The sequence below is a fragment of the Moorella sp. E306M genome (assembly GCF_006538385.1).
In the GTDB taxonomy this organism is placed as follows: Bacteria; Bacillota; DSM-521; order Neomoorellales; family Neomoorellaceae; genus Neomoorella.
On the sequence record NZ_BJKO01000001.1, the window covers coordinates 1,154,685 to 1,177,043 of the forward strand.

Consider the following 22,359-nt stretch of genomic DNA (forward strand, 5'->3'; position numbering starts at 1 on the left):
TCCAGGGGAAAGGTTTAACGCTGTATTTACTTCGCCTTTTTTACCTTTTTTCCTGCCTTTTTTCTTCGCCTTTTTTACCCCTGGAGGGTAAATTAACCTGCTTTTCCCGGGCCAGGGCCAGGGACCCGGCCGGTACATCTTCGGTAATGGTAGAGCCGGCACCTATCAGGGCCCCGGCCCCTACCCTGACGGGGGCAACCAGGTTGGTATTACTGCCAATGAAAGCCCCGTCTTCAATAATCGTCGGCCACTTTTGCCGGCCGTCGTAATTGCAGGTAATGGTCCCGGCGCCTATATTTACCTCCCTACCCACGGTAGCATCACCCAGGTAAGTCAGGTGCGGCACCTTGGAACCCCGGCCAACCCGCGTAGCTTTAATTTCGACAAAGTCTCCCACCTTAACGCATGCTTCCAGGATAGTCCCCGGCCGCAAATAAGCAAAAGGGCCTATCTGGCAGCCCGGGCCAATAGTGCTTTCCAGGACTACGGCGTGGATTATGGTACTACCATCACCTACCTGGCTGTCCCGAATGGTAGTACCGGGGCCCAGGCAGCATCCGGCACCAATAATAGTATTCCCCTCAAGGAAGGTACCCGGATAAATAATTGTGTCCCGGCCAATGGTTACCGTGACGTCTATATAAGTCGTTTCCGGATCGATGATAGTTACTCCGCTCTGCATATGGGCGGCATTGATCCGGCGCCGCCAAACGGCCCCGGCTGCTGCTAGCTGGGCGCGGTCATTGACCCCCAGGACCTCCTCGGCGTCCCCGGCAACAAGCGTCTCGACCCGGAGTCCCTGGCTTACGGCTAGGGCCACGGCGTCGGTAAGGTAATATTCACCCTGGTCGTTATCAGGTTTTAACCGGGTCAAGGCCGGCCAGAGAAAGGCGGCAGCAAAACAATAAATACCGGTATTGATTTCATTAATCGCCTTCTCGGCCGGGGTGGCATCCCTTTCTTCGACTATACCCTTGACCCGCCCCTGCCCGTCGCGGATAATGCGGCCGTAGCCGGTGGGATCGGCAATCCTGGCCGATAGGATTGTAACAGCGGCTCCCGTATCCCGGTGCTGCTGTAACAGCCCGGTTAAAGTAGCCGGCCTGATCAGGGGGGTATCGCCACACAGGACCAGAATAGTAGCAGCTTCCCCTGCAGCCTCCCGGGCCTGGGCCAGGGCATGGCCGGTGCCCAGTTGCTGCTCCTGGAAGGCGTATTTCTGCTCCGTTCCCAGGGCTGCTTTGACTTCCCCGGCCCCATGGCCTATGACGATGATGTTATCCTCGATGCCGGCTTCCCTGGTTGCCGCCAGGACGTGTTCTAAAAGACTGCGCCCGGCTACACGATGGAGCACCTTGGGCAGCCGGGAATGCATCCGTTTCCCCTGGCCGGCGGCCAGGATAACGGCAACTGTTTCGGCCATTGGATCTCCTCCAAATCAGGGTTCTGCCAAAAACGGTGCCTTCTGGTAGGGATATGTCCCCATCATAACACCCAATAAATTTTCATTGTTTCGTAGGGGGAGACGTTAGCCCTCTACGAAAAACTCCTTCGGCCTACTGCCTAAAACCCTCCTGGCGAGTTCCAGGTCGCTTTCCTTATCAACGTCAATACCGATTTCGGGATACGGGGAGATTATCCCTACCCCCCGGGCTCCCAGCAGGCGGGAGAAATGCTTTTCTGCCTCGGCAATGGTTAAGCGGTGCGTTAAAAACTTTACTATAAACTTAAGACCTATCAGCCGGCTTAAAGCCAGGGGGCTCTTGCGCAATCTTACCAGTTCCCGGCCCCGGCGGGCACAGGTAAGTAAGGCCGGGGCCTTTATTAAAACCATATTACCGCCGGTGAAGGTTCCATCGCGCAGGCGGACATAGGTGCGCTCTACCCCGGGGTAGCTGGCCTCATTGCATTCCCGGCTGACGATGGGGTAATAAAAATCGGCCGGCCGTTCCCGGCAACGGTCCAGGAAGTCCCTGACTGCCTCGGGCTTCAGCAAGGGAATATCGGCGGTAACCAGAAGCAGCCATTCGGCTTCCGGAAAGGCTGCCGCCCCGTTCAAGGCGCTGTCTACAGCCGTCCGCCCCGCAGGGACAAGGGTAACATCAGGAGGGAGGGCCGAAGCAAGTTCCGGCGGACCGGCAACTACCAGTCTGCGGATGCGGCCCGAAGCCAGGAGAGCTTCCACCACCCAGGCAATTATGGGCCGAGAACCAACAGGTAACAGGGACCGGCCTTCTTGATCCCCGGCGAGGATAACAGCATCTACCTCCAACCTTTAACCCCCTCTTTTATTTTTAGGGCTGCTGCTGGCACGCATTTCTTCCCGGATGGCCTCCATCATCCGATTCTCGGCATTTTCGATGTGTTCCTGGGCTAGGCGCCTGGCAAGTTCCACGTTGCGGGCGGTAATAGCTTCCACCAGTTGTTTATGTTCTTCCAGGGTTTCCCGCATCCGGCCCGGCGTTCCCAGGGAGGTGGTACGGAAACGCTGGATTTGTTCCCGCAGGTTATTGATAATTTGTACCAGGCGGTCATTACGGCTGGCCCGGTACAGGACATCATGGAACTGGGTGTCAACCACAATGAGGGCCTCCAGGTCCTCGGCCGCTACACAATCAGCTACTTTTATTAACAGGCGTTCCAGTTCTTCCAACTCTTCTTCCGTAATACGTTCGCAGGCCAGAGCGGCGGCCAGGGCCTCTAGGGCGGAACGAATCTCAAAAACATCGGCAATATCCTTGGTAGAAAGGTCGGCCACATAAGCTCCCTTGCGGGGGACCATGACGACGAAACCTTCCAGCTCCAGCTTGCGAATTGCTTCCCTGACAGGAGTCCGGCTGACACCCATTTCTTCCGCCAGCTGGACTTCCATAAGCCTTTCGCCGGCTTTTAGCTGGCCGTTGATAATGGCTTCCCGTAAAGCCTCAAACACTATTTCCCGTAAGGGTTTATAGTTTTCCAGTTTCCCGTTGAGGAGATTCTTCATTGTACCACCTTTGTCATAGCCGTTTACCAAATATACCCCCCCTCGCAAAACTTCGTCCAGAACCATGGCAGAGCGCCTCTGCCCTCAGCTCATTCAAGCGGCCCCTCCTATAAAGTGCAGGTTACTATTGTCTCCGGGTAAGTTTGCCGCAGCCGGGAAGCAATGTTAATGGCCGTCTCCCGGTCGGGAGCCACCCCGAAGACCGTAGGGCCGCTGCCGCACAAGACAGCCCGTTCCGCCCCGGCGGCCACAAGGCTTAATTTAATGGCCATCACCTCCGGGTACAGCCGGCAGGTCACTATCTCCAGGTCATTGCCCAGCGCCCTTACAAGCTGCTCCCGGTCACCAGCCCTTAAGGCCGCCAGAGCCTTTTCCTCATCAGGGGGTTCCGGGTTCTGCCGGGAGGGGGCGGCATCCCAGCCCTGATATACAGCTGCCGTGCTGACGCCAAAGGGAGGTTTCACCAGTACCAGCCAGAGCCTGGGAGCCGGCGGTAAAAGATATAATTCCTCCCCCCGGCCCCGGCCCAGGGCCGTGCCTCCCAGGACGCAAAAAGGTACATCCGACCCGAGCCTGGCCCCTTCCCGGGCTAACTGCCCGGGTGTCAGACCCAGATTATACAGGTAATTAAGCCCCAGTAACGTCGCCGCCGCATCGCTACTGCCCCCGGCCAGGCCAGCCGCCAGGGGAATCCTTTTAGTGAGGGTAATGCGCACACCCGGAAAACCATACCGCTGTTGAAGTAAGGCGGCTGCCCGGTAAACCAGGTTGTCGGGACCGGCCGGAAGAGGTGCCCCCTTAACTTCAAGGTTAATACCCTCAGGGCACCGGCTGAAGGTCAGGGTATCCTGCAGGGCAATAACCTGAAAAATGGTGCTTAAGTTATGGAAACCGTCCGGCCGGCGGTCAAGGACCTTTAGGGTCAGATTTATTTTACCATAAGCCCGCACTTTCAGGGCATCCAAAAAAAGGCATCTCCTTAATTAAATTTTTTGCCAAGTAATTATTAGGTATTATTAGGCATTGCAACGCTAATTCCTCTTTTGAGGACTACAGCTATTCTCACCAGAGGGGCAAGTAGGTATACCAGTAATAGTCGCGTTATTTTAATATTTAAATCCAGGGGAAAAGAAGGAAGGAAAATGGTTAAGGCGAATATTATTTAGGCTAAAAACAAAAACATAATTGCCGGTTGAAAGGTGGAAAGAGAAGCCAATGGCCAAAGAACTCTTTTTAAAGAACTATATGGAGGACTGTGTATGGGAGCTGCTGGACCAGGTCCTGGACCAAGAGCCTCAAGCCTGCCGCTGTGACACCTGTCGTCTCGATATAGTAGCCCTGGCTTTAAACCAGTTGCCGCCCCGTTATGCAGTCCGGGAAAAAGGCGCAATTTACTCCAAACTGGCCATGCTGGAAGCCCAGCACCGGGCCGATATTTACCGCGCCCTTACCCAGGCAATAATGAAGGTCAAAGAAGCTCCCCGACACGACCGCTAATTAATCGCGAAATTTATACCCCACACCCCGGACGGTAAGAATGTATTGCGGGTTGCTGGGGTTTTCTTCTATTTTTTCCCGCAAATGGCGGATATGAACATCGATGGTACGTGTATCGCCGTAATATTCACCTTCCCAGAGGCGTTCCAGCAGTGCTTCCCGGCTGAAAACCCGCCCTCGGTTTTCCGCCAGCAGGTGCAGGAGCTGGTACTCCTTCAGGGTCAAATCTACGGGTTTACCCTTTACCGTGACCACATGGCTGGCCGGGTTAATCACCACATCACCGATGGTGATGATTTCGTCCGGCTGGCGCTGGTTTTCTGCCGCCCGTCGCAATATAGCGCGTACCCGGGCCACCAGCTCCCGGGGACTGAAGGGCTTGGTGAGGTAATCATCGGCTCCCAGTTCCAGCCCCAGGACCCGATCTATCTCTTCCCGGCGGGCTGTAAGCATAAGGATGGGAGTATTGCCCCTGGCCCTCAGGCTGCGGCATACTTCAAAGCCGTCCACCTTAGGTAACATTACATCTAAAATAATAAGATCCGGCTTTTCCTTGGCCGCCTTTTGCAGGGCCTCCGCTCCGTCACTGGCCGTTACGGTAGTAAAACCCGCCTGTTGCAGGTTAAAGGATACCAGCTCCAGGATCGCCGGTTCATCATCAACAATCAGCACCTTGGGCACTGCCCTCACCGCCTTTCGCGCCTATTATAGCGTAGTTAATTAAAAGCCTGCAAGAGTTAGTAAAACAAATCTTCGTAAACAACCAGTCAGGCCAAAAAAAGACGCTGTTTCCCCGCTACCTGCATTTCTACCCTGAAAATAACTTCGCTCCAGGCTAGCATTGTTTTTGCTCGCTCCAAACAAATGCCTGCCCGTTATTTTCATCCTTCTGCTGGTGCCGCGTTAGTGGCATAAGGGTCTTATTTATTTGCAGTTTCCTTACAATAAAGTACGGCGGGTCAAGGGGCAATGACATGCGGCAGTGCCGACTACGCCGGAATCAGGTGCACGGCTTCCGGCGGGAAGGTGGCCAGAACTTCTCCTCCAGGCTGCAGGCAGCCCTGGCGCAGCTGGGAAGCCCCGGCCAGGGCCACCAAAGGCAGGCCGCAGTCGAGTTCAATCCGATACAGGCCCCCCTGAGGTATAATGTGCTTGATCCGCCCCCGCAGGTTGTTAGCCAGTGGCACAGCAGCATTAACACCCTGAATAATTATTTCTTCCGGCCGCAGGCAGGCTACCACCCGCCCACCCACGCGCGTACCGGCCAGGATGGTCATCCCCCCTTGGAGGCGGACCTGGACGGGGCCGCTGCCGTTTAAGCGCGCTTCACCCGGCAGGAGGTTGGTTATGCCGACAAAGGCTGCCAGCTCCACACTGGCCGGCTGCCGGAGAATATTTTCCGGGCTACCGCTCTGGACAATTCGCCCCCCCTGGAGGGCCGCCACGCGGTCCGCCAGGAAAGGCAGCTCGGTAAAATCGTGGGTAACAAAAATGGCCGTAATCCTCGTCTGCCGCAGGATAAGGTGGAGTTCTTCCAGCAGGGCGCTCCTGGTGGGAGCATCCAGGGCGGCAAAGGGTTCATCCAGGAAAAGGACCCGCGGCTCCAGGGCAAAAGCCCTGGCCAGGCTGACTCGCTGGGCTTCACCGCCAGAAAGCCGCCTGGCCGGCCGGCCGGCCAGGTGGCTGATCCGGAGAACTTCCAGCCAGCGTTCAACCCGCTCCTTTACTACCGGCCAGGGAATACCCCGGAAACGCAGGCCCACAGCTACGTTGTTAAAGACTGTCGTATCCAGTAACAAGGCCTCCTGGAAAACCACCGCCAACTGCCGGCGCCAGGAGAGAGCCCGGTGGTAATCGATTTTTTGCCCATCGAAGAAAATGCTGCCGCTATCCGGCTCTTCCAGTAAGGCCAGGACCTGGAGCAGGGTGCTTTTACCGGCACCGTTGGGGCCGATAAGGCCCCATACCTCTCCCCAACCGATTTCCAGGTTATCAACGGCCAGAACCTCACGCCCGCCCTTGCTGACCCGCAGTCCTTCAGCCCGGATGCTGATACCCATCGAACTTCCCCCCGCGGTATAAATTCTTCCTGCCGTCCGGTACAACCCGCGTCCTCTGCTGTAAAAGGGTCAGGAGGACTGTGATGCTGAAGGCCAGGCCCAGGAGGATAAAGCTCAGGGCCATGGCAATATCAAAATGTCCCCTGGACACCTCCATTACCGTGGCCGTGGTCAGGACCCGGGTCTGGTGCATGATGTTCCCGCCAACCATCATTGCTGCCCCTACCTCGGAAATAACCGCGCCGAAACCGGCAATAATGGCCGCCAGGATGCCCAGGCGGGCTTCTTTGATGAGGGTCCAGTAAAACTGCCTCGGTGAAGCCCCCAGGGCCAGGACCTGGGTCTTAAGTTTGACCGGCAACTGCTGGATGGCAGCCATGGTCAGGCCGGTTACCAGGGGGGCGGCAATAAATGCCTGGGCAATTACCATGGCTGCCGGGGTATAAATGAGCCCCAGCCGGCCCAGGGGGCCGCTGCGCCAGAGGAGAAAACTCACCCAGAGACCAACGACTACCGGCGGCAGGCCCATGCCGGTATTGACCAGGCTGACGATGAGCCGGCGGCCGGGAAATTCCTTCAGAGCCAGGAAAGTGCCCACGGGGACCCCCAGGAAAACGCTAACGGCGGTAGCCAGGCCACAAACCTTGAGGGTCAGGGCTACCACTTCAATAACCCCAGGGTCCAGGCTAATTAGTAAATAGAAGGCTTGTACCAATCCCTGCCAGACTACATCCACAGTTTATCCCCTTACTGGCCCAGGGTATTTTCATCTTTACCGGCATCGGGAAAGAAGAGGGGCTGGCCGAATTTATCTTTGCCAAAGTCGCCGATGATCTTCTGCGTCTCCGGGGCTATCATGAAGTCCACAAAGGCGCTGGCCCCTTCGCTGTTAATGGCCATCCCCGGGAATTTATCCGGGTTCACCTGCATGACATGGTAAATATTCAGCAAAGCCTTATCGCCCTCCACCATGATGTCCAGTTTAAGGTTCTTCTTCAACGCGAGGTAAGTGGCACGGTCCGTCAGGGTGTAGCCGCCTTTTTCAGATGCGATGTTTAAGGTCTGCCCCATACCGGATCCGGCCTCCTGGTACCATTTACCTTCCGGTTTAATATTGGCTGCCTGCCAGAGGCTTTTCTCCATCTTATGGGTGCCGGAATCGTCGCCCCGGGAGATAAAGATGGCTTGTTTAGCGGCAATCTCCTTAAAAGCATCCGCCGCCTTTTTGACCCCTTTAATCCCGGCCGGGTCACCGGGGGGGCCAACAACAATGAAATCATTATGCATGACCAGCTGGCGGTTAATAACCGTCCCCTTTTTTACCAGCTCCATTTCGGCCGCCGGGGCGTGGACGAGGAGCACATCGGCATTGCCCTGGTCGCCCATGGCCAGGGCCTGTCCCGAACCGACGGCATTGGGCTTAACGGTATAGCCAGTTTTTTGCTCAAATATTGGGATCAGGACATCGAGTAAGCCGCTGTCCATGGTACTGGTAGTGGTTGCCAGAATCAGGTCTTTTTTGGCGTGCCCTTGAGCAGTATCCTTATTGGACACAGGGGCAGGCTGGTTGTTTTCCTGCCTGACAGCCCGGCCGCAACCGCCTGTCACGACTACCAGGAGGAAACCCAAGGCGAGTAAGGCAGCGGTACATTTTGTAATTTTTCCCATTATGTATCCCCTCTCATTATGTTTATCCCAGCATAGCGCTGGTATAAAAAAATTAACCAAAATGACGTTGAAAAGCTGCTTCAATGGCCTCCCCAGCATCGCGCCTAAACTGCTTGTAACGCTGCAAAAACCACCTGCCGGCAGGCGTTAATTCGGCTCCGCCTCCCGTCTCACCTCCCACCCGGGTAGAGAGGAGCCTTTCCCCCAGCCGGCCTTCCGCCTTTTTAACCTGACCCCAGGCCTGACGGTAGGACATGTTGAGGCTCCGGGCCGCCTGGTTAATGGAACCCCGCCGGTCAATCTCCTGCAGAAGCTCAAAGAGGCCCTCGCCAAAAATATGCTCACCGTCTTCCAGCCAGAATTTATAACGTACCCGCATACTCTCCACCTCGGACAACTATATTTAATTGTAAATTTCCGAGAAAGCACGGTCAAGGTTTTTATCGTAAAAAACTATTTGCACCTTCCGGCTTTGGGTGTACAATAGCTCCAGGTAAAGTATAATTCTTATTTCCCCGTGGGGAACCTTAATTTGGGAAAATACGTCTATAATTTATGATAGGTATTCTAAATAAAGGAGAATATATATGCGGAGAGGTTTATCCATATCTCTAGCGGCTGTTTTCATCATCCTGATCCTGGGCGGTTGCCAGACCCGCAAAGAGACAGCGGCTACCTTTAATGAATTTAAGGATGAGATTACCGGCCTGGAGTTTTATGTAACCTCACAGGCAGGTGAAGAACCCCGCCAGGCTATAAACCTTGTCGACAAGCAACTGACCCAGCGCTTTTTACATCTCCTCGGCCCGCTGCCCAAAATTGACCCGCCACCTAAATCTTGGTACGGCAGCAAGGACTATCTTGCCTTCAAATACATAAGAAACGGTGAAACCATCGCCAGCAAGCAATATCCTTACTGGCATCAAGATAACAACCCCGGTTACCTGAAATTGGAAGACGGCTGGCGCCAGGTACCGGCGGAGTTTGCCGCAAAACTGGCTCCCCTGGCCGAATACCCCGATGCCTCCAGTGACATCGACCCGGCCGATGCCGCCTTTCTAAAACAGTACGGGTGGACTGTTTTCTATAAAATTAAAAGCTATAACGGCCGCCTCCCCGAAAGGTTTATCCATGAATCGGGGGAATATCCCGTTTCCCTTTACTATGCCTATAACAATGAACTGAGTAAGGATGTGGGCCTCGATCTCAGCCCCTACCTGGGTAAAAGCGTCACCGTTAACCTTTATAAAATCGAAGAGCCCCTGCCGGCTTTCATGGCTCCCCGCCAGGAGGCTAACCGGGCCGTTATTGTTAAAGATGGTCCGAAAATAATAGGAGCCTGGCTTGATGCCGGACGGCACTATGCCTTTGCCTGTTCCCTTAAAGGCCGGCGGCTGGAGGAAATCACCGGCAAAACCTGGGGCGAGTGGGTAGACCAGTATATTGACCATGATAACCCCCAGGAGAAGCTGATCAGCCAGATGACGCCGGAAAAAGTTATTGAGACCTACTACGAAGCCATAGACAACAAAGATCCCCGTACGGCTCATGCCACGGAAACGCGCCGGCGCCTGGTAAGTTACCTGTTCCGCAACATGGACAACAACCGCCTCTATAATTATTCCTACGCTACCAATGATGCCGACGAAATAAACAACATCACCCGGGCCAAAGTGATCCGTATACAGCCCTACCATGATCCATCGTCAGAGCAGGCGGATGTTAAGAAATACGTGGTGGAAGTAGACATCAACGTCAGGCGTGTCATCAGCTACGACAGCGGCCGCCAGATTCGTTTTATTACCCTGCGGCGGGAAACTCCGACCACCGGCTGGCGCATTGATGATATAGGTACGGGGCCCTAAGAGGTTTTCGGTTCAGGCAAACCTGTTTTTGCTTGCATCCGGACAGGATGTTCCCGGCTATGGTATCGCCGGGAACATCTCCCTGCTAGGTCTTTTTTGTGTAATTATTTTGTATTCTTATTATTATATTTTATATGTATTATGTGTATTGCATACTTGGTATTGACCATTTTTTTTTCTAATGATAGATTAATATATGGAATCAATATAGGGACCAGGGGTATGGCTTAAATTTCTTGGTGAAGGAGAATGCCCATATGCCCAAGCAACCATTTGATGGTAACACTGCAGCCGCCCATGTGGCTTATGCCATGTCCGAGGTGGCTACCATTTACCCCATTACGCCATCCTCGCCCATGGCCGAAATTGCTGATGAATGGGCCGCCCACGGCCGCAAGAACATTTTTGGTAAGACGCTGAAGGTTATTGAGATGCAGTCGGAGGCTGGGGCCGCCGGGGCTGTCCACGGTTCCCTGGTCGGTGGCGCCCTGACGACCACCTTTACTGCTTCCCAGGGTTTGCTGTTGATGATCCCCAATATGTACAAGATTGCCGGTGAACTTTTGCCCACTGTTTTCCATGTAGCTGCCCGGGCCCTCTCCACCCATGCCCTGTCCATTTTCGGCGACCATGCCGATGTCATGGCCGCCCGGCAGACAGGTTTTGCCATGCTGGCTTCCGCCTCGGTGCAGGAAGTCATGGACCTGGGCCTGGTAGCCCACCTGGCTACCCTGAAGGCGAGGGTGCCCTTTGTCCATTTCTTTGATGGTTTCCGGACCTCCCACGAGATCCAGAAAATCGACGTCATTGAATATGAAGATATGGCCAAACTGGTGGATTGGGAGGCGATTCGTGCTTTCCGCGCCCGCGCCTTAAATCCGGAGCACCCCCACCAGCGGGGTACAGCCCAAAACCCGGATATCTACTTCCAGCAAAGGGAGGCGGCCAACCCCTATTACCTGGCCACGCCGGGCATTGTCGCCCAGGTAATGGAGCAGGTCGGCGCCCTCACCGGCCGCTATTATCACCTCTTTGATTATGTCGGCGCCCCGGATGCGGAAAGGGTCATTGTTTCCATGGGGTCGTCCTGCGAGGTCATCGAAGAAACGGTCAATTACCTGGTGGACAAGGGCGAAAAGGTTGGCCTCATTAAGGTCCGCCTCTACCGACCCTTCTCGGCCGAGCACTTCCTTAAGGTGTTACCGGCTTCAGTGCAACGGATAGCCGTCCTGGATCGTACCAAGGAACCCGGTGCCGCCGGCGAACCCCTCTACGAGGATGTGCGGGCGGTCCTGGCCGAAAACGGCAGGAATATCCTTGTCGTTGGCGGCCGCTACGGTCTCGGCTCCAAGGAATTTTCCCCGTCCATGGTGAAGGCCGTCTTTGACAACCTGGCGGCGGACACGCCCAGGAACCATTTCACCGTCGGCATTATCGATGATGTGACCAATACTTCCCTGGAAATCAAAGAATATATCGATACGGCACCCAAAGGAACTTTCCGCTGCAAGTTCTTTGGCCTGGGTTCCGACGGTACCGTTGGCGCCAACAAGAACTCCATTAAAATTATTAGCGATCATACCGAACTTTATGCCCAGGGTTACTTTGAATATGACGCCAAAAAATCAGGTGGTGTCACCATCTCCCACCTGCGCTTCGGGCCCCAGCCGATTAAATCGTGCTATTTAATCGATCAGGCGGACCTCATCGCCTGCCATAATCCTTCCTATGTCACCCGTTATGACCTGCTGGAAGGTATCAAACCGGGCGGGATTTTCCTCCTGAATTCCCCCTGGAGCGCCGAGGAGATGGAAATCCGCCTGCCGGCTGCCATGAAGCGGACCATCGCCAGTAAGAAACTGCGCTTCTTTAATATCGATGCGGTAAAAGTCGCCCAGGAAGTCGGCCTTGGCGGGCGCATTAACACCATCATGCAGGTCGCCTTCTTTAAGATTGCCAATGTTATCCCGGTAGACGATGCCATCAAGTTTATTAAGGACTCCATCGTCAAGACCTACGGCAAGAAAGGCGAGCAAATCGTTAACATGAACCTGGCCGCCGTGGATCGGGCCCTGGAAGGCCTGGAAGAGATTAAATACCCGGCTGCCTGGGCCGAAGCCCGGGACGAGGCCGCAGCCACGACCCCCAATGACGAACCTGAATTCATTCGCAAGGTCGTGCGGCCAATAATGGCCCTGAAGGGCGACCAGCTACCGGTCAGCACTTTTACTCCCGATGGGGTCTTCCCCACCGGTACCACTAAATATGAAAAACGGGGGATTGCCGTTAATATTCCTCAGTGGCTACCTGAAAACTGCATCCAGTGTAACCAGTGCTCCCTGGTTTGCCCCCATGCGGCCATCCGTCCCTACCTGGCGCGGCCCGAAGACCTGGCTCAGGCCCCGGCTTCCTTTGTCACCAGAGATGCCATTGGCAAAGAGGCTGCCGGCCTGAAGTTCCGCATCCAGGTGTCACCCCTGGACTGCACGGGTTGTGCCAACTGCGTTGATGTCTGCCCGGCCAAGGTCAAGGCCCTGACCATGGTGCCTCTGGATGAAGTGGCGGCCGTGGAAAACGAAAACTATAAATTTGCCGAGCAGTTGCCGGAAGTAAAGGTTAATTTCAATCCGGCCACCGTTAAAGGCAGCCAGTTCCGCCAGCCCCTGCTGGAGTTCTCCGGTGCCTGTGCCGGTTGTGGCGAGACACCTTATGTTAAACTCGTTACCCAGCTCTTTGGCGACCGGATGATTATTGCCAATGCTACCGGGTGTTCTTCCATCTGGGGCGGCAGCGCACCGACCTGCCCGTACACCGTCAACCGCCAGGGCCATGGTCCGGCCTGGGCCAGCTCCCTTTTTGAGGACAACGCCGAGTTCGGTTACGGTATCAGCCTGGCCGTGGAAAAACGCCGGGAAGAGCTAACCGACGCCATTACCAGGGTCCTGGCCGCACCGGTCAGCGCCGCCTTCAAGGCCGCCTGTGAGGCCTGGCTGGCCGGCAAGGAAGACGCCGACCGTTCCCGGGAGTTAGGCGATCAAATTAAAGCCCTCCTGCCGGAAGAGATCAAGCAGGCCGACGGCGGCGTTAAGGAACTGCTGCTAGCCATTGACGGGCTGAAGGATTACCTGACGAAAAAATCCATCTGGATCATCGGCGGCGACGGCTGGGCCTACGACATCGGCTACGGCGGCCTGGACCATGTTCTGGCCAGCGGCGCCAATGTCAACATCCTGGTCCTGGATACCGAGGTCTACTCCAACACCGGCGGTCAGTCCTCCAAGGCCACCCAGACCGGTGCCGTGGCCAGGTTCGCTGCCGGCGGTAAATACACCAAAAAGAAGGACCTGGGCCTCATGGCCATGTCCTACGGTTATGTCTACGTGGCTTCCGTAGCCATGGGAGCCAGCCATACCCAGCTGTTAAAGGCTCTGGTAGAAGCAGAAAAATACGAGGGTACTTCCCTGATTATCGCCTATGCGCCCTGCATTAACCACGGTATCGACATGAGCCACAGCCAGCTGGAAGCCAAAAAAGCAGTCGAATCCGGATACTGGCCGCTGTATCGCTACAACCCGGACCTGATCAAAGAAGGTAAGAACCCGTTCATTCTCGATTACAAGGCTCCTAAAGCCAGCTTCCGGGACTTCCTGATGGGCGAGATTCGTTACACCTCCCTGCAGAATCAGTTCCCGGAAAAGGCCGAAGAACTCTTCGCCAAGGCCGAAGCCGATGCCAAAGCCCGGCTGGAATACTACAAGAAGCTGGCGGAAGGGTAGACCCTATAGCCTGTAATCAAAAAGGCCAGGAGTTAAAACTCCTGGCCTTTTTAACTCTCAACTAAACATGAGCAACCGTCTTCTCAAAACTTATCTTCCTGCAGCCGCTTAATCAGGTCTTCTTCCCTGGCTTTTTTAATGGCCAGCACCCGTCCATCCTGCCAGTCGTAAAAGCCGCGGCCGGTCTTTACACCCAGTTCTCCCCGCTCTACTTTTTCCTTGAGAAGCTGTGACGGCCCCCGTTCATGGCAGAGGTCCTGGTTAAGGTAAGACTGGATGCTATAAAACACATCCAATCCGCCCAGGTCGGCGCTTTCCAGGGGACCGGTAACTGCCAGGCGCCGGCCAAAGCTATATTTAACGGCCGCATCCACATCCTCTGGCGTCGCCCAGCCCTGTTCGACGATGTACAGGGCCTCGCGCAGGAGGGCGAACTGCAACCGGTTGCCCACAAAGCCGGGAATAGCCTTTTTGACTTCAATGGGTTTCTTACCCAATCTGGCAACCAGAGCCATGGCAACTCCCACGGTAGCGTCAGTCGTTTTTTCTCCCCGCACTATCTCTACCAGGGGGAGTAAATGGGGTGGATTCCAGAAGTGGGTAACAATAACCCTTTCCGGCCGCCTGGTTAATGCCGCCAGCTTTGTGGGGTCCAGGCCGGATGTGGTTGAAGCCAGGATGGTGTGGGGTGGAACCAGGGCCTCGACTTCGCGAAATACCCCTTGCTTAACAGCCAGGTCCTCAACAATGGCTTCAATGACAAAATCAACCCCTGTAACGGCCTCAGCAAGGGTTGTGAACCCTTTAATGTTCGTCATAACTCCTTCAGTCCGGGAAGCCTCCACGAGGCCACCCTTTGCCAGCAACTCCAGGCCGGAGCGAATGTTCCGGAAGCCGCGGTTAAGGCTATCCTCACTACGGCCAAAAAGCCGCACTTGATAGCCTGCCAGGGCGCATAATAAAGCAATACCATGGCCCATGGTGCCGGTACCTAAAACGGCTATTTCCTTGATGTCTTCAAGTTGCATGATATCCCTTCTTTACCACAGTCTAGTTATTGCGAAAACCCCTTAATAATTCTTCCTCCACCCTTGATTTCCTCCTGGAAGTAAAAAGCCCCCCTTCAGGGGGGGGTTGTATCCGGCTAGCTTCTATCAGGCTGGAATAGTACGCCTGGCCAGGTTTCCTTCCCGGTCAAGCCATAGCCGCACTCCCCATTCTTCCTGAACAAAAGAATACTGGCGGGAACCTATCCGGATGGAAGTATTCTCAAAAGCATGAGCTATGGTCACAGTAGCCCCGGCCTGGGTTTCGACCCTGGTACTCGTACCGGTACGGGAGCCCAGTTCTTTAATATAAACGTCACCCTGGGCCTGGATCTCCCCACCGCGGAACACACCATGCACAGCTACCGCTTTCCCGGCCTGCAACCTGGTATGATAACAGCCATCACCTATTACTTTAATGTTACCGGTGGCTATAACGGTTGAGTTAATGGCGTAGTGAATTATAATGTCGGCCGCACCTTGAGGCGGTATATTAATCTCATCCCGCCAGGTTATAATTTCTTTCAACATTGATTCCAGTTGTTCTAAACTGTTGATGGCCAATGGTGTCCTTACCAGGCGTTCCAGTTCATTTATCAATGCCGTCGAACTATTCATTGATATAGCAGGAAGGCTGTGGGCTTCCTTTTTTAGTAATTCTACCGCCGCAGGAAGCTCGCGAAATTTCTTCTCTAAAAGCAGTAATACCAGGGGACCAATACCACCTTTAAGGTCATCCTTTTTGAAGGAAGGATGATGGAAAAGCTGGGTAGCAGCGGCTACAAATTGCTCCAGGATGGCAGCAACCCTGGCAAGTATTGAGCCGAATTTCTGCTGCAAAGCCACCGTACTCCCGGCGGCCAGCAGGGAAGAAAAAACGTTGCCGCCTACCTCAATTAAGCCCCCGGCCCGGACCATGGCCCTGGATACAGCGCCCTCTATATAAATATTACCGCCAGCCTCAACACTCATCCCTTCTTCAACCTGGCCGGCAATCATTACATCGCCGGTGAAAGAAATGTTTCCCGAGGTAATATCAACATTACCAGGGTGCATGAGGGCGGGGAGCACACTGATAACAACCCGCCCTTTAACCCCCCTTGCCACGGGGCGGCCGGCTATGGTAGCAATGATCTCCAAACCATCTTTGCTTAAAACAGCGCCGGAACCGGCTGTCATTTGAATATCCCTGGGCTCGGGGGGCACGATTATTTCCCCCGTTACCGCCTTCCCCGGCCGCCCAACTTCGGCCGGGTGTTTCCTGGCCAGGACCATTCCGGCTTCAACCGCGGTAAAACGAAACCTTTCCCGGAAGTTCACTGTCTCCTCTTCTCCGACTGCTACTGGAACCTTTTGCTGGGTAGTAAAGAATAATTCTACCGTGGCGTCTTTACCTGGTACTGGTGGTTGCCCCCGGGCAATAATTAAAGTACCCTCGGTTGAGGCTTCAAGTCCCCGGGCACAGGCCTGCCAGTCGATACCATACTTGATACCCTGGCGCCCCATTTCCCTGGTTAAATCTTCCAGGGTAAAGGGTTTATAGAAATCTTCGTGCTCCAGGACCTCCAGGTATAAAACCCGCGCTGGTGGCAGGTCCCGCACTTGCCGCCGGACTAATACCCAGGGTTTTACCTGTAAAAATGCCTCCTGTTTATCCGCACTAACCTTTACCTGCCAGTATCCTTCCCGCCTTTCATCCAGGACGATTATTTCCACCCTGTCCTTCTCATTTACAGGCGTCGGTTCGCTTCGTTCTTCCCCATTTACTACCAGGCGCAACCCCGGGCAGGGCACGATCACCGGATAAGGGCCTCCAGGCGGGTGTTCTATTACCAGCTGTCCGTTTATTACGGCCGCCCGAGGCGCCACGCCCTTTTCCCCGGGCTGTTCAAGGGCTCCAGTCTTTAAAGATTCCACATGCAATCACTCCCCTCCACTTTGAGGGGCGCCTTTAAGGGTTTCTAAGACGCGGAAAAAGCCGATTATTTCCAGGTCATGGCGAATATTTGCGGGTATATGGGTAATTTTCAAAACGCGGTTCTGCTGGCTCAACAACCTGGCCTGGCTGAGAAGCATCCCGGCACCGGAGGAATCCATGAACTGCAGGTCCTTAAGAACTACCTCCACCACGGGAGCCTCCTGCCTTTCAATCTCTTGCTGCAGCTGAGCAACATTGCTGTAGTCCAATTCCCCCGCTACCAGCAGGGTGGCCTTTTCCTTTTCTTTATTTACCCTGATCTCCATGACACTCACCCCCCTTTTCCAGCTCTTTCTTAAGTATTACCAGGGTTACATCATCCCTTTGCTGCCTGCAGCCGGTAAAGGTAAATAAGTCATTTAAGATAACCTCCTGGAGTTCAACTGCATCCAGGCAGGTATTGGCGGCAACTATCTCTTTGAGGCGATTTAAACCATAATTTTGACCGTTGGCATCGCGGGCTTCTACCAGGCCATCGGTATACAGGATAACTACATCGCCGCGAGACAGGACAACCTGTTCCGGTCGAGTACCCTGGTATTCTTCCAGGAAGCCCAGGGCCACCCCCCTTACCCGGGGTACGTGGATATTACGGCCTGAAAATATTACCGGAGACGGGTGTCCGGCGCTGAGGCAGGTTAAACAATTATGCTGCCGTTCATAAGAAATAAGGCACAGGGTGGCAAAGGAACCGGCGCGATGCAGCTGCTTTCCTCCGATTGCAGCCAGCTGATTTATGATTTCTAATAGGGACAGATCTTTCCTGGTACAGGCATGTAAGATTGTACAAAGCTCCTTCATTTGCCCGGCGGCACGCATACCTTTACCCATTACATCTCCGATAGCAACAATAAGTTGATCTTCCCCCAGGGGAATAAAATCAAAAAAGTCGCCGCCTTCCAGGTCTGCTGGAATACTACACCCCGCACCCTGTATACCGGCATGTATTATTTGTTTCCCATTTCCACCGGTATCCAGGGACATTTAATATTCACCCCCGGTTGCCTTGCTCTGGTCACTACAATCTAAAAGTTCTTCCATACCTACCAGCCGGAAAACTTCGGCAATCTCTGGACAGGGGTTAATAACCCGTACCTTACCTCCCTTCATTGACCACCGACGCTGTATTTCTAATAAACCCCTGAGACCTGTAGAATCTATAAAGGATACTCCTGCCAGGTTTATTTCCAATTGCCCCTCTCCTTCCTGTACTTCTGCTGCTCGCTCCAGCGTGGCCAGGGTTTCCATGTCTAACTCCCCTTTAAGGTTTAAACAGCGCCCATAATCGCCCTTGGTTACAGAGATTGCCAGCATAATATCGCTCCTCCTCTTTCTTTACTTAAGAAGCTGGAGAACAGATTTCTTCACCTGCTGATTGATGGAAATCCAGGACCAGGGTGGTTCCCCTGGAACCGGTAGTTAGATAAACTTTATCAGCATAATAAAGCATTAAAGTAAACCCACAACCAAGAGAATTTTTTGTGGAGTAATGTCGCATTAAAGCCGCTTTGGGTAAATCTTTTATCTTAATTCCCTGGCCCTGGTCTTGAATAATTACCCGGATGGCCTCATCCGTCTGCCGTACCACCCATTCACCACCCGTAGCATGTTTTAATGTATTGGTCAAAGCCTCCGTTAAAGATAAGGCCATGCCGTACGCGCGGGCGCTAAAAGCCGCAGGTATCAGACTGCATAACTTGCTGCGAGCTAAAGCTATGTCAGCAGCCTTGTTAACTACTCCCCTTGCCAGTTCATTCCCCTGGGATAATACAGCTACCATTTCTTCTGAAGTCAAAAGCTGCAGGCGCCCATTGGTGACGGCAGCCATGGCTTCCCGGTAGGCCTGCATCTCCTGGCGGCGCATCTGCCTTTCCTTTTCAATAATTTCGGTTAGATCAAAGGCCAGCAGGCCCCCTGACCGGGAGTCAAGGGGTATACCGTGCAGGTCAAAAATCCTTTTACCGTCATCACTTACTATCACTTCCCGGCAGTGGGTTCCCCGGTGTATTGCCTGGCGCATTAAATTTTCTATTGCCGGCAGGGGCAGTTCCAGGTCAGCCTGTCCTGTCAGATGGCGAAAACGCCCCTTTTCGTAACGCATTACCTTGCCCAACCGCATGGCATTAAAAATCTCGGAGCTTTCTAATTCGGCCAGTAGTCGTTCTTTAACCAGGTCCTGTAAATGGGCGGGAACTAATTTGGATACTTGCTCAATGAAGTCCTCGGTACTACCCGTCAGTAAACGGTATTCTTCATTACCCAGGCGGCTGGCTGTTTCCTCGCCCCGGTAAACGGCTATGATATCAAAAAGGTGGATGTTACCCTTGCCCTTGGTCGGTACCCCTGCTACATCCAGGCTAAGATGCTGCTTTAAATAAATCCGGTATTGACCGGGAACGGGAGCTCGTGTTTCCAGGCCCAGTTCCATGGTATTCAATACGAGAATACGGCCGGCATAACGTTTCCCATCGGCGGCAACCAGGCTAATGCCTATGGGCATCGGCGGCTTGCGGCGCAAAGGGCCGGGACTCATGAAATAATCGCAATCGACACAAGAACGATCTGGGGTCTTGCGGGCACACTGGCTACACTCTTGCATAGCTGACCCCCCCTCTACTGCTCTGGCTTTAAACCAGGTTTAAAGATTCTCTTTCTCCCATAAAGAGAAGTTTTTTCCTTATCTCAAGTAAAATTTGGGTAACTGTATCCCTTTGCACTGAACCCGCCCCCGCCTTCGTTCCATCTAGAAATAGCAAGGCAGCCACGAGTAATTCGCATGGCTGCCCTTTACTTTAAAGTGGCAGCCTGGCAGTCATACCAACAAGTGGCTACAGACCCATGGCTTTGCGTCCCACCCTTTCGAGTGGTTTGCCCTTGAACACTTTAAGCTATTTACATAAGAAAGATATCTCTTAGGAAACCCTGGGAGCAGAGGAGAAGGTATGGTGACGGCTGTCCAGTGACCCCTGGACATTTTTCCGAAAAATCACAAGGAAATTCTGGTTCCTGGAGGTGTTATGGAAGGTAACACTGGATGGGTTGGGAGGAATGTTATTTGCAGTAATTTTAAGGGGGCTAATAGAGGGGAAACTTTTTTCCAATATTTTACATACAAGGCATATAATCCCCCCCCCCCCCCATTGGTTATTTTTATTTTTTATGTTAATTTCTGTTATGCTCTTTGCCATCGCTGGAATTATCCTCCAATAATTTGCTTTAATATTTTTATATTCGACCCCGCTCAACAAATTCCTTCTCTCGGAAAAAAGCAATCGTTAATTTACCCCGCCCATGGTTGCCAGAGCCGTAACAAAAAAATTGCCATGGCACTGGTTGCTTCATCCATGGCTTAGGGGGCAAAACGGTGTTATCTTACCTTCTGGATACCCAGGGCCTTCTCCAGGTCAATAATATGTTCCTGCTCAACTACGGCAATCTCCCTGATGACCTGGGCGACATCGTACAATTTCAAGGCTTCCAGTTGTTCAATGCGCTGCAGGTAACGATTCAGGGCGTCATACTCGGCTTCCAGGTCCTGGCGCAGCATTTCTACGTTATTGAGGGAGGTCTTGATTTCCTGCACCTGGACGGTAGGAATGCCGCCCAGGTACTGGATCTTGTCGCTTAACTTTACGGCATGCTCGTGTTCTTCCTGGGCATGCTGGAGCTCTTCATCGATAATAGCAACATACTGGGGACCGGTAAGCATGCTGGCATGCTGGATATACTGGATCATGGCGGCGTATTCCCAGGACAGGTCCAGGTTGAGAAGCTTGATTATTTGCTCGATGGTCATAGGGCCACCTCCAGGAGTATACTTATACTACATAATATTAGTTTTCCTGGTAAGTGTGCCCATACAAAAAAATCAAGTCCAGGTATTGGTTTAACCATATTTATACAGGATGCCGAAGCCGCCGCGGGGATAACGCCAGTCAATGTTATCGTGGGCGCAGCCGTAGCGACAGGTGCCACACTCCACGCAACCCTCGTAGGCCGTCTCGATCCGTTTCTCCCCTTCATTCCAGACATATACCCGGGCCGGGCAAATAAAGGTGCAGGGCCTGCCGTCACAGTGGCGGCAGACCTCCCGGTCCTTGATCCTTAAGTGAGGGTGCTTATCCGTTTGGTAACGGTTGAGGAAGAGTTTATCTTCCAGGCGCATCATCCCATCACCCTCCAGAGGTGGTAAAGGTCCCCGGCCAGTTGTATACGGCTGCGTTGGGCCGTAATTTCTCTCCAAATGCGCTTCTGCTTTTCCCCCTTGGGTACATTATCGACAGTTAAAAACTCCCTGGCGGCCCGGGAAAGGAGCTGCGGATACAGGGTAAAGAAGTGGGGATTTTGGTCAAAGAAAAAGGGGGCCCGTTGGTATTTCTGCAAGTCTTGCAAGACAAAGCTCTCCGCCAGCATCTCCCGGTAGGGCGCCAGGTTGGCCGCGCTGTAGTCGCCCTTTTCCCGGGCGGCCAGGATGGTTTTCGCTGCCAGCAGGCCGGAGGTCATGGCGAGATTCGAGCCTTCCCGGTGAATCCCGTTGACCAGCATGGCGGCGTCACCGGCTACCAGGACGCCGTTGCCATAGAGTTTAGGAATGGCCCGGTAGCCGCCTTCGGGAATCAGGTGGCCCTGGTATTCCTTGCTCTCCCCCCCGGCCAGGAGCCGCCGCACCATGGGATGACTTTTCAGGTGTTCCAGGAGATCGTTGGGGTTCAAACGGCGGCGGATCAGGCTCGACAGAAGGACGCCTACACCAACGGATAGGGAATCCTTGTTGGTATAGATAAAGGCCGTACCCATCATACCTTTAGTGGCTTCACCGAGGAGTTCAATGGTGCAGCCCTGGCCTTCTTCCAGGTTAAAGCGGTCCTCAATCTTTTCCCGGGGCAGGGCAATGATCTCTTTGACGGCTACGGCCAGCTGGTTGGTATTGATGCCGTCCTTTTTCAGGCCGGCCTTCTGGGTTAAAAGGGAATTGGCGCCCTCGGCCAGGATGACTACCTCCGCCCGGACATCGCCCTCAGCCCGGCCCGCCCTTACCCCAACGACGCGATCCTTCTCCCAGAGAAGGTCCTCGACGACGGTTTCATTAATCAGCAAGGCCCCGGCTGCCACGGCCTGTTCCGCCAGCCAGCGGTCAAAGCGGGCCCTCAGCACGGTAAAGGCGTTGTAAGGCTCGACGGCAAAGGCCATGCTTTTGTAACCCAAAGTAAGGGCCGCTTCATCGGTTAGCAACCACAGGCGCTGCTCCACCACCGGCCGCTCTAAAGGGGCCTCCCGGTAAAACCCGGGAACTATCGTTTCGGTGGGGTGGCGGTAAAGGACCCCGCCCATGACGTTTTTGCTCCCGGGGTGCTCGCCGCGTTCAAAGATAATTACCTCCACGCCGGCCCGGGCCAGGGTTATGGCCGCCGCTAGCCCGGCCGGCCCGGCGCCCACAACGACGACTTCAAACCTAAGCGCCATAATAATGCCCCCAAGTCAAA

General features: G+C 54.1%; 21 protein-coding genes and 1 riboswitch. Of the genes, 3 read left to right on the forward strand and 18 right to left on the reverse strand.

What is annotated here, in order from left to right:
- Positions 1 to 40: 40 nt before the first annotated feature.
- The 4 genes from glmU to ispE all read right to left on the reverse strand — a co-directional run bounded on the left by glmU (position 41) and on the right by ispE (position 3,951).
- Positions 41 to 1,423, reverse strand: coding sequence for a bifunctional UDP-N-acetylglucosamine diphosphorylase/glucosamine-1-phosphate N-acetyltransferase GlmU (gene glmU, locus FLZ89_RS06075; protein ID WP_141304633.1), 1,383 nt, complete (start codon positions 1,421 to 1,423; stop codon positions 41 to 43).
- Between the two features lie 105 nt (positions 1,424 to 1,528).
- Positions 1,529 to 2,272 (reverse strand): nucleotidyltransferase family protein, encoded by a 744-nt coding sequence (locus FLZ89_RS06080; protein WP_141304634.1) that lies wholly within the window; start codon positions 2,270 to 2,272, stop codon positions 1,529 to 1,531.
- A 3-nt stretch (positions 2,273 to 2,275) separates the two neighbouring features.
- Positions 2,276 to 2,986, reverse strand: a complete 711-nt coding sequence (locus FLZ89_RS06085) for a GntR family transcriptional regulator (RefSeq protein WP_141264095.1) — start codon at positions 2,984 to 2,986, stop codon at positions 2,276 to 2,278.
- Between the two features lie 107 nt (positions 2,987 to 3,093).
- On the reverse strand, positions 3,094 to 3,951 hold the full coding sequence (gene ispE / locus FLZ89_RS06090; RefSeq protein ID WP_141263654.1) for a 4-(cytidine 5'-diphospho)-2-C-methyl-D-erythritol kinase: 858 nt from the start codon (positions 3,949 to 3,951) through the stop codon (positions 3,094 to 3,096).
- Between the two features lie 250 nt (positions 3,952 to 4,201).
- On the opposite strand from ispE, the gene FLZ89_RS06095 reads away from it, so the two are divergent.
- Positions 4,202 to 4,483, forward strand: coding sequence for a late competence development ComFB family protein (locus FLZ89_RS06095; protein WP_141304635.1), 282 nt, complete (start codon positions 4,202 to 4,204; stop codon positions 4,481 to 4,483).
- Here FLZ89_RS06095 and FLZ89_RS06100 read toward each other — a convergent pair whose 3' ends face one another.
- The 5 genes from FLZ89_RS06100 to FLZ89_RS06120 all read right to left on the reverse strand — a co-directional run bounded on the left by FLZ89_RS06100 (position 4,484) and on the right by FLZ89_RS06120 (position 8,590).
- A complete protein-coding gene (locus tag FLZ89_RS06100; RefSeq protein ID WP_172613470.1) occupies positions 4,484 to 5,164 on the reverse strand; it encodes a response regulator transcription factor in 681 nt (226 codons plus the stop codon).
- A 308-nt stretch (positions 5,165 to 5,472) separates the two neighbouring features.
- On the reverse strand, positions 5,473 to 6,543 hold the full coding sequence (locus FLZ89_RS06105; protein WP_141304637.1) for an ABC transporter ATP-binding protein: 1,071 nt from the start codon (positions 6,541 to 6,543) through the stop codon (positions 5,473 to 5,475).
- Positions 6,521 to 7,279 (reverse strand): ABC transporter permease, encoded by a 759-nt coding sequence (locus tag FLZ89_RS06110; RefSeq protein ID WP_141263650.1) that lies wholly within the window; start codon positions 7,277 to 7,279, stop codon positions 6,521 to 6,523. Before FLZ89_RS06110 ends, FLZ89_RS06105 begins: the two co-directional genes overlap by 23 nt.
- Positions 7,280 to 7,290: 11 nt before the next feature.
- Positions 7,291 to 8,211 (reverse strand): substrate-binding domain-containing protein, encoded by a 921-nt coding sequence (locus tag FLZ89_RS06115; protein ID WP_141263649.1) that lies wholly within the window; start codon positions 8,209 to 8,211, stop codon positions 7,291 to 7,293.
- Between the two features lie 52 nt (positions 8,212 to 8,263).
- Complete coding sequence (locus tag FLZ89_RS06120; RefSeq protein WP_141263648.1) at positions 8,264 to 8,590, reverse strand: winged helix-turn-helix domain-containing protein; 327 nt, start codon at positions 8,588 to 8,590, stop codon at positions 8,264 to 8,266.
- Positions 8,591 to 8,798: 208 nt separating this feature from the next.
- On the opposite strand from FLZ89_RS06120, the gene FLZ89_RS06125 reads away from it, so the two are divergent.
- Together FLZ89_RS06125 and nifJ are read left to right on the forward strand one after the other, a co-directional pair.
- Entirely contained in the window at positions 8,799 to 10,076 is a 1,278-nt protein-coding gene (locus FLZ89_RS06125) for a DUF4829 domain-containing protein (protein ID WP_141304638.1), read from the forward strand.
- Between the two features lie 257 nt (positions 10,077 to 10,333).
- Positions 10,334 to 13,852, forward strand: a complete 3,519-nt coding sequence (gene nifJ, locus FLZ89_RS06130) for a pyruvate:ferredoxin (flavodoxin) oxidoreductase (RefSeq protein ID WP_141263646.1) — start codon at positions 10,334 to 10,336, stop codon at positions 13,850 to 13,852.
- Positions 13,853 to 13,935: 83 nt separating this feature from the next.
- On the opposite strand, the gene FLZ89_RS06135 is transcribed toward nifJ, so the two are convergent.
- The 9 genes from FLZ89_RS06135 to FLZ89_RS06180 all read right to left on the reverse strand — a co-directional run bounded on the left by FLZ89_RS06135 (position 13,936) and on the right by FLZ89_RS06180 (position 22,339).
- Complete coding sequence (locus tag FLZ89_RS06135) at positions 13,936 to 14,880, reverse strand: 3-hydroxyacyl-CoA dehydrogenase family protein (RefSeq protein WP_141304639.1); 945 nt, start codon at positions 14,878 to 14,880, stop codon at positions 13,936 to 13,938.
- Positions 14,881 to 15,006: 126 nt separating this feature from the next.
- On the reverse strand, positions 15,007 to 16,815 hold the full coding sequence (locus tag FLZ89_RS06140; protein ID WP_172613471.1) for a DUF342 domain-containing protein: 1,809 nt from the start codon (positions 16,813 to 16,815) through the stop codon (positions 15,007 to 15,009).
- Positions 16,816 to 16,821: 6 nt separating this feature from the next.
- Positions 16,822 to 17,142: an STAS domain-containing protein gene (locus FLZ89_RS06145; RefSeq protein WP_172613472.1), complete on the reverse strand. Its 321-nt coding sequence runs from the start codon at positions 17,140 to 17,142 to the stop codon at positions 16,822 to 16,824.
- Positions 17,123 to 17,860, reverse strand: coding sequence for a PP2C family protein-serine/threonine phosphatase (locus FLZ89_RS06150; RefSeq protein ID WP_141304641.1), 738 nt, complete (start codon positions 17,858 to 17,860; stop codon positions 17,123 to 17,125). The genes FLZ89_RS06145 and FLZ89_RS06150 overlap by 20 nt, the downstream gene beginning before the upstream one ends.
- Positions 17,861 to 18,190 carry an STAS domain-containing protein gene (locus tag FLZ89_RS06155; RefSeq protein WP_141304642.1) on the reverse strand — a complete coding sequence of 110 codons (330 nt, stop codon included), beginning with the start codon at positions 18,188 to 18,190 and terminating at the stop codon, positions 17,861 to 17,863.
- 25 nt (positions 18,191 to 18,215) lie between these two features.
- Positions 18,216 to 19,475 carry an ATP-binding protein gene (locus FLZ89_RS06160; RefSeq protein WP_141304643.1) on the reverse strand — a complete coding sequence of 420 codons (1,260 nt, stop codon included), beginning with the start codon at positions 19,473 to 19,475 and terminating at the stop codon, positions 18,216 to 18,218.
- A 197-nt stretch (positions 19,476 to 19,672) separates the two neighbouring features.
- A riboswitch (cyclic di-GMP riboswitch) is annotated at positions 19,673 to 19,759 on the reverse strand.
- A 484-nt stretch (positions 19,760 to 20,243) separates the two neighbouring features.
- Positions 20,244 to 20,672 carry a ferritin-like domain-containing protein gene (locus FLZ89_RS06170; RefSeq protein WP_141263638.1) on the reverse strand — a complete coding sequence of 143 codons (429 nt, stop codon included), beginning with the start codon at positions 20,670 to 20,672 and terminating at the stop codon, positions 20,244 to 20,246.
- A 90-nt stretch (positions 20,673 to 20,762) separates the two neighbouring features.
- A complete protein-coding gene (locus FLZ89_RS06175) occupies positions 20,763 to 21,041 on the reverse strand; it encodes a ferredoxin family protein (protein WP_141264093.1) in 279 nt (92 codons plus the stop codon).
- Complete coding sequence (locus FLZ89_RS06180) at positions 21,041 to 22,339, reverse strand: FAD-dependent oxidoreductase (RefSeq protein ID WP_141263637.1); 1,299 nt, start codon at positions 22,337 to 22,339, stop codon at positions 21,041 to 21,043. The genes FLZ89_RS06175 and FLZ89_RS06180 overlap by 1 nt, the downstream gene beginning before the upstream one ends.
- Positions 22,340 to 22,359 lie beyond the last annotated feature (20 nt).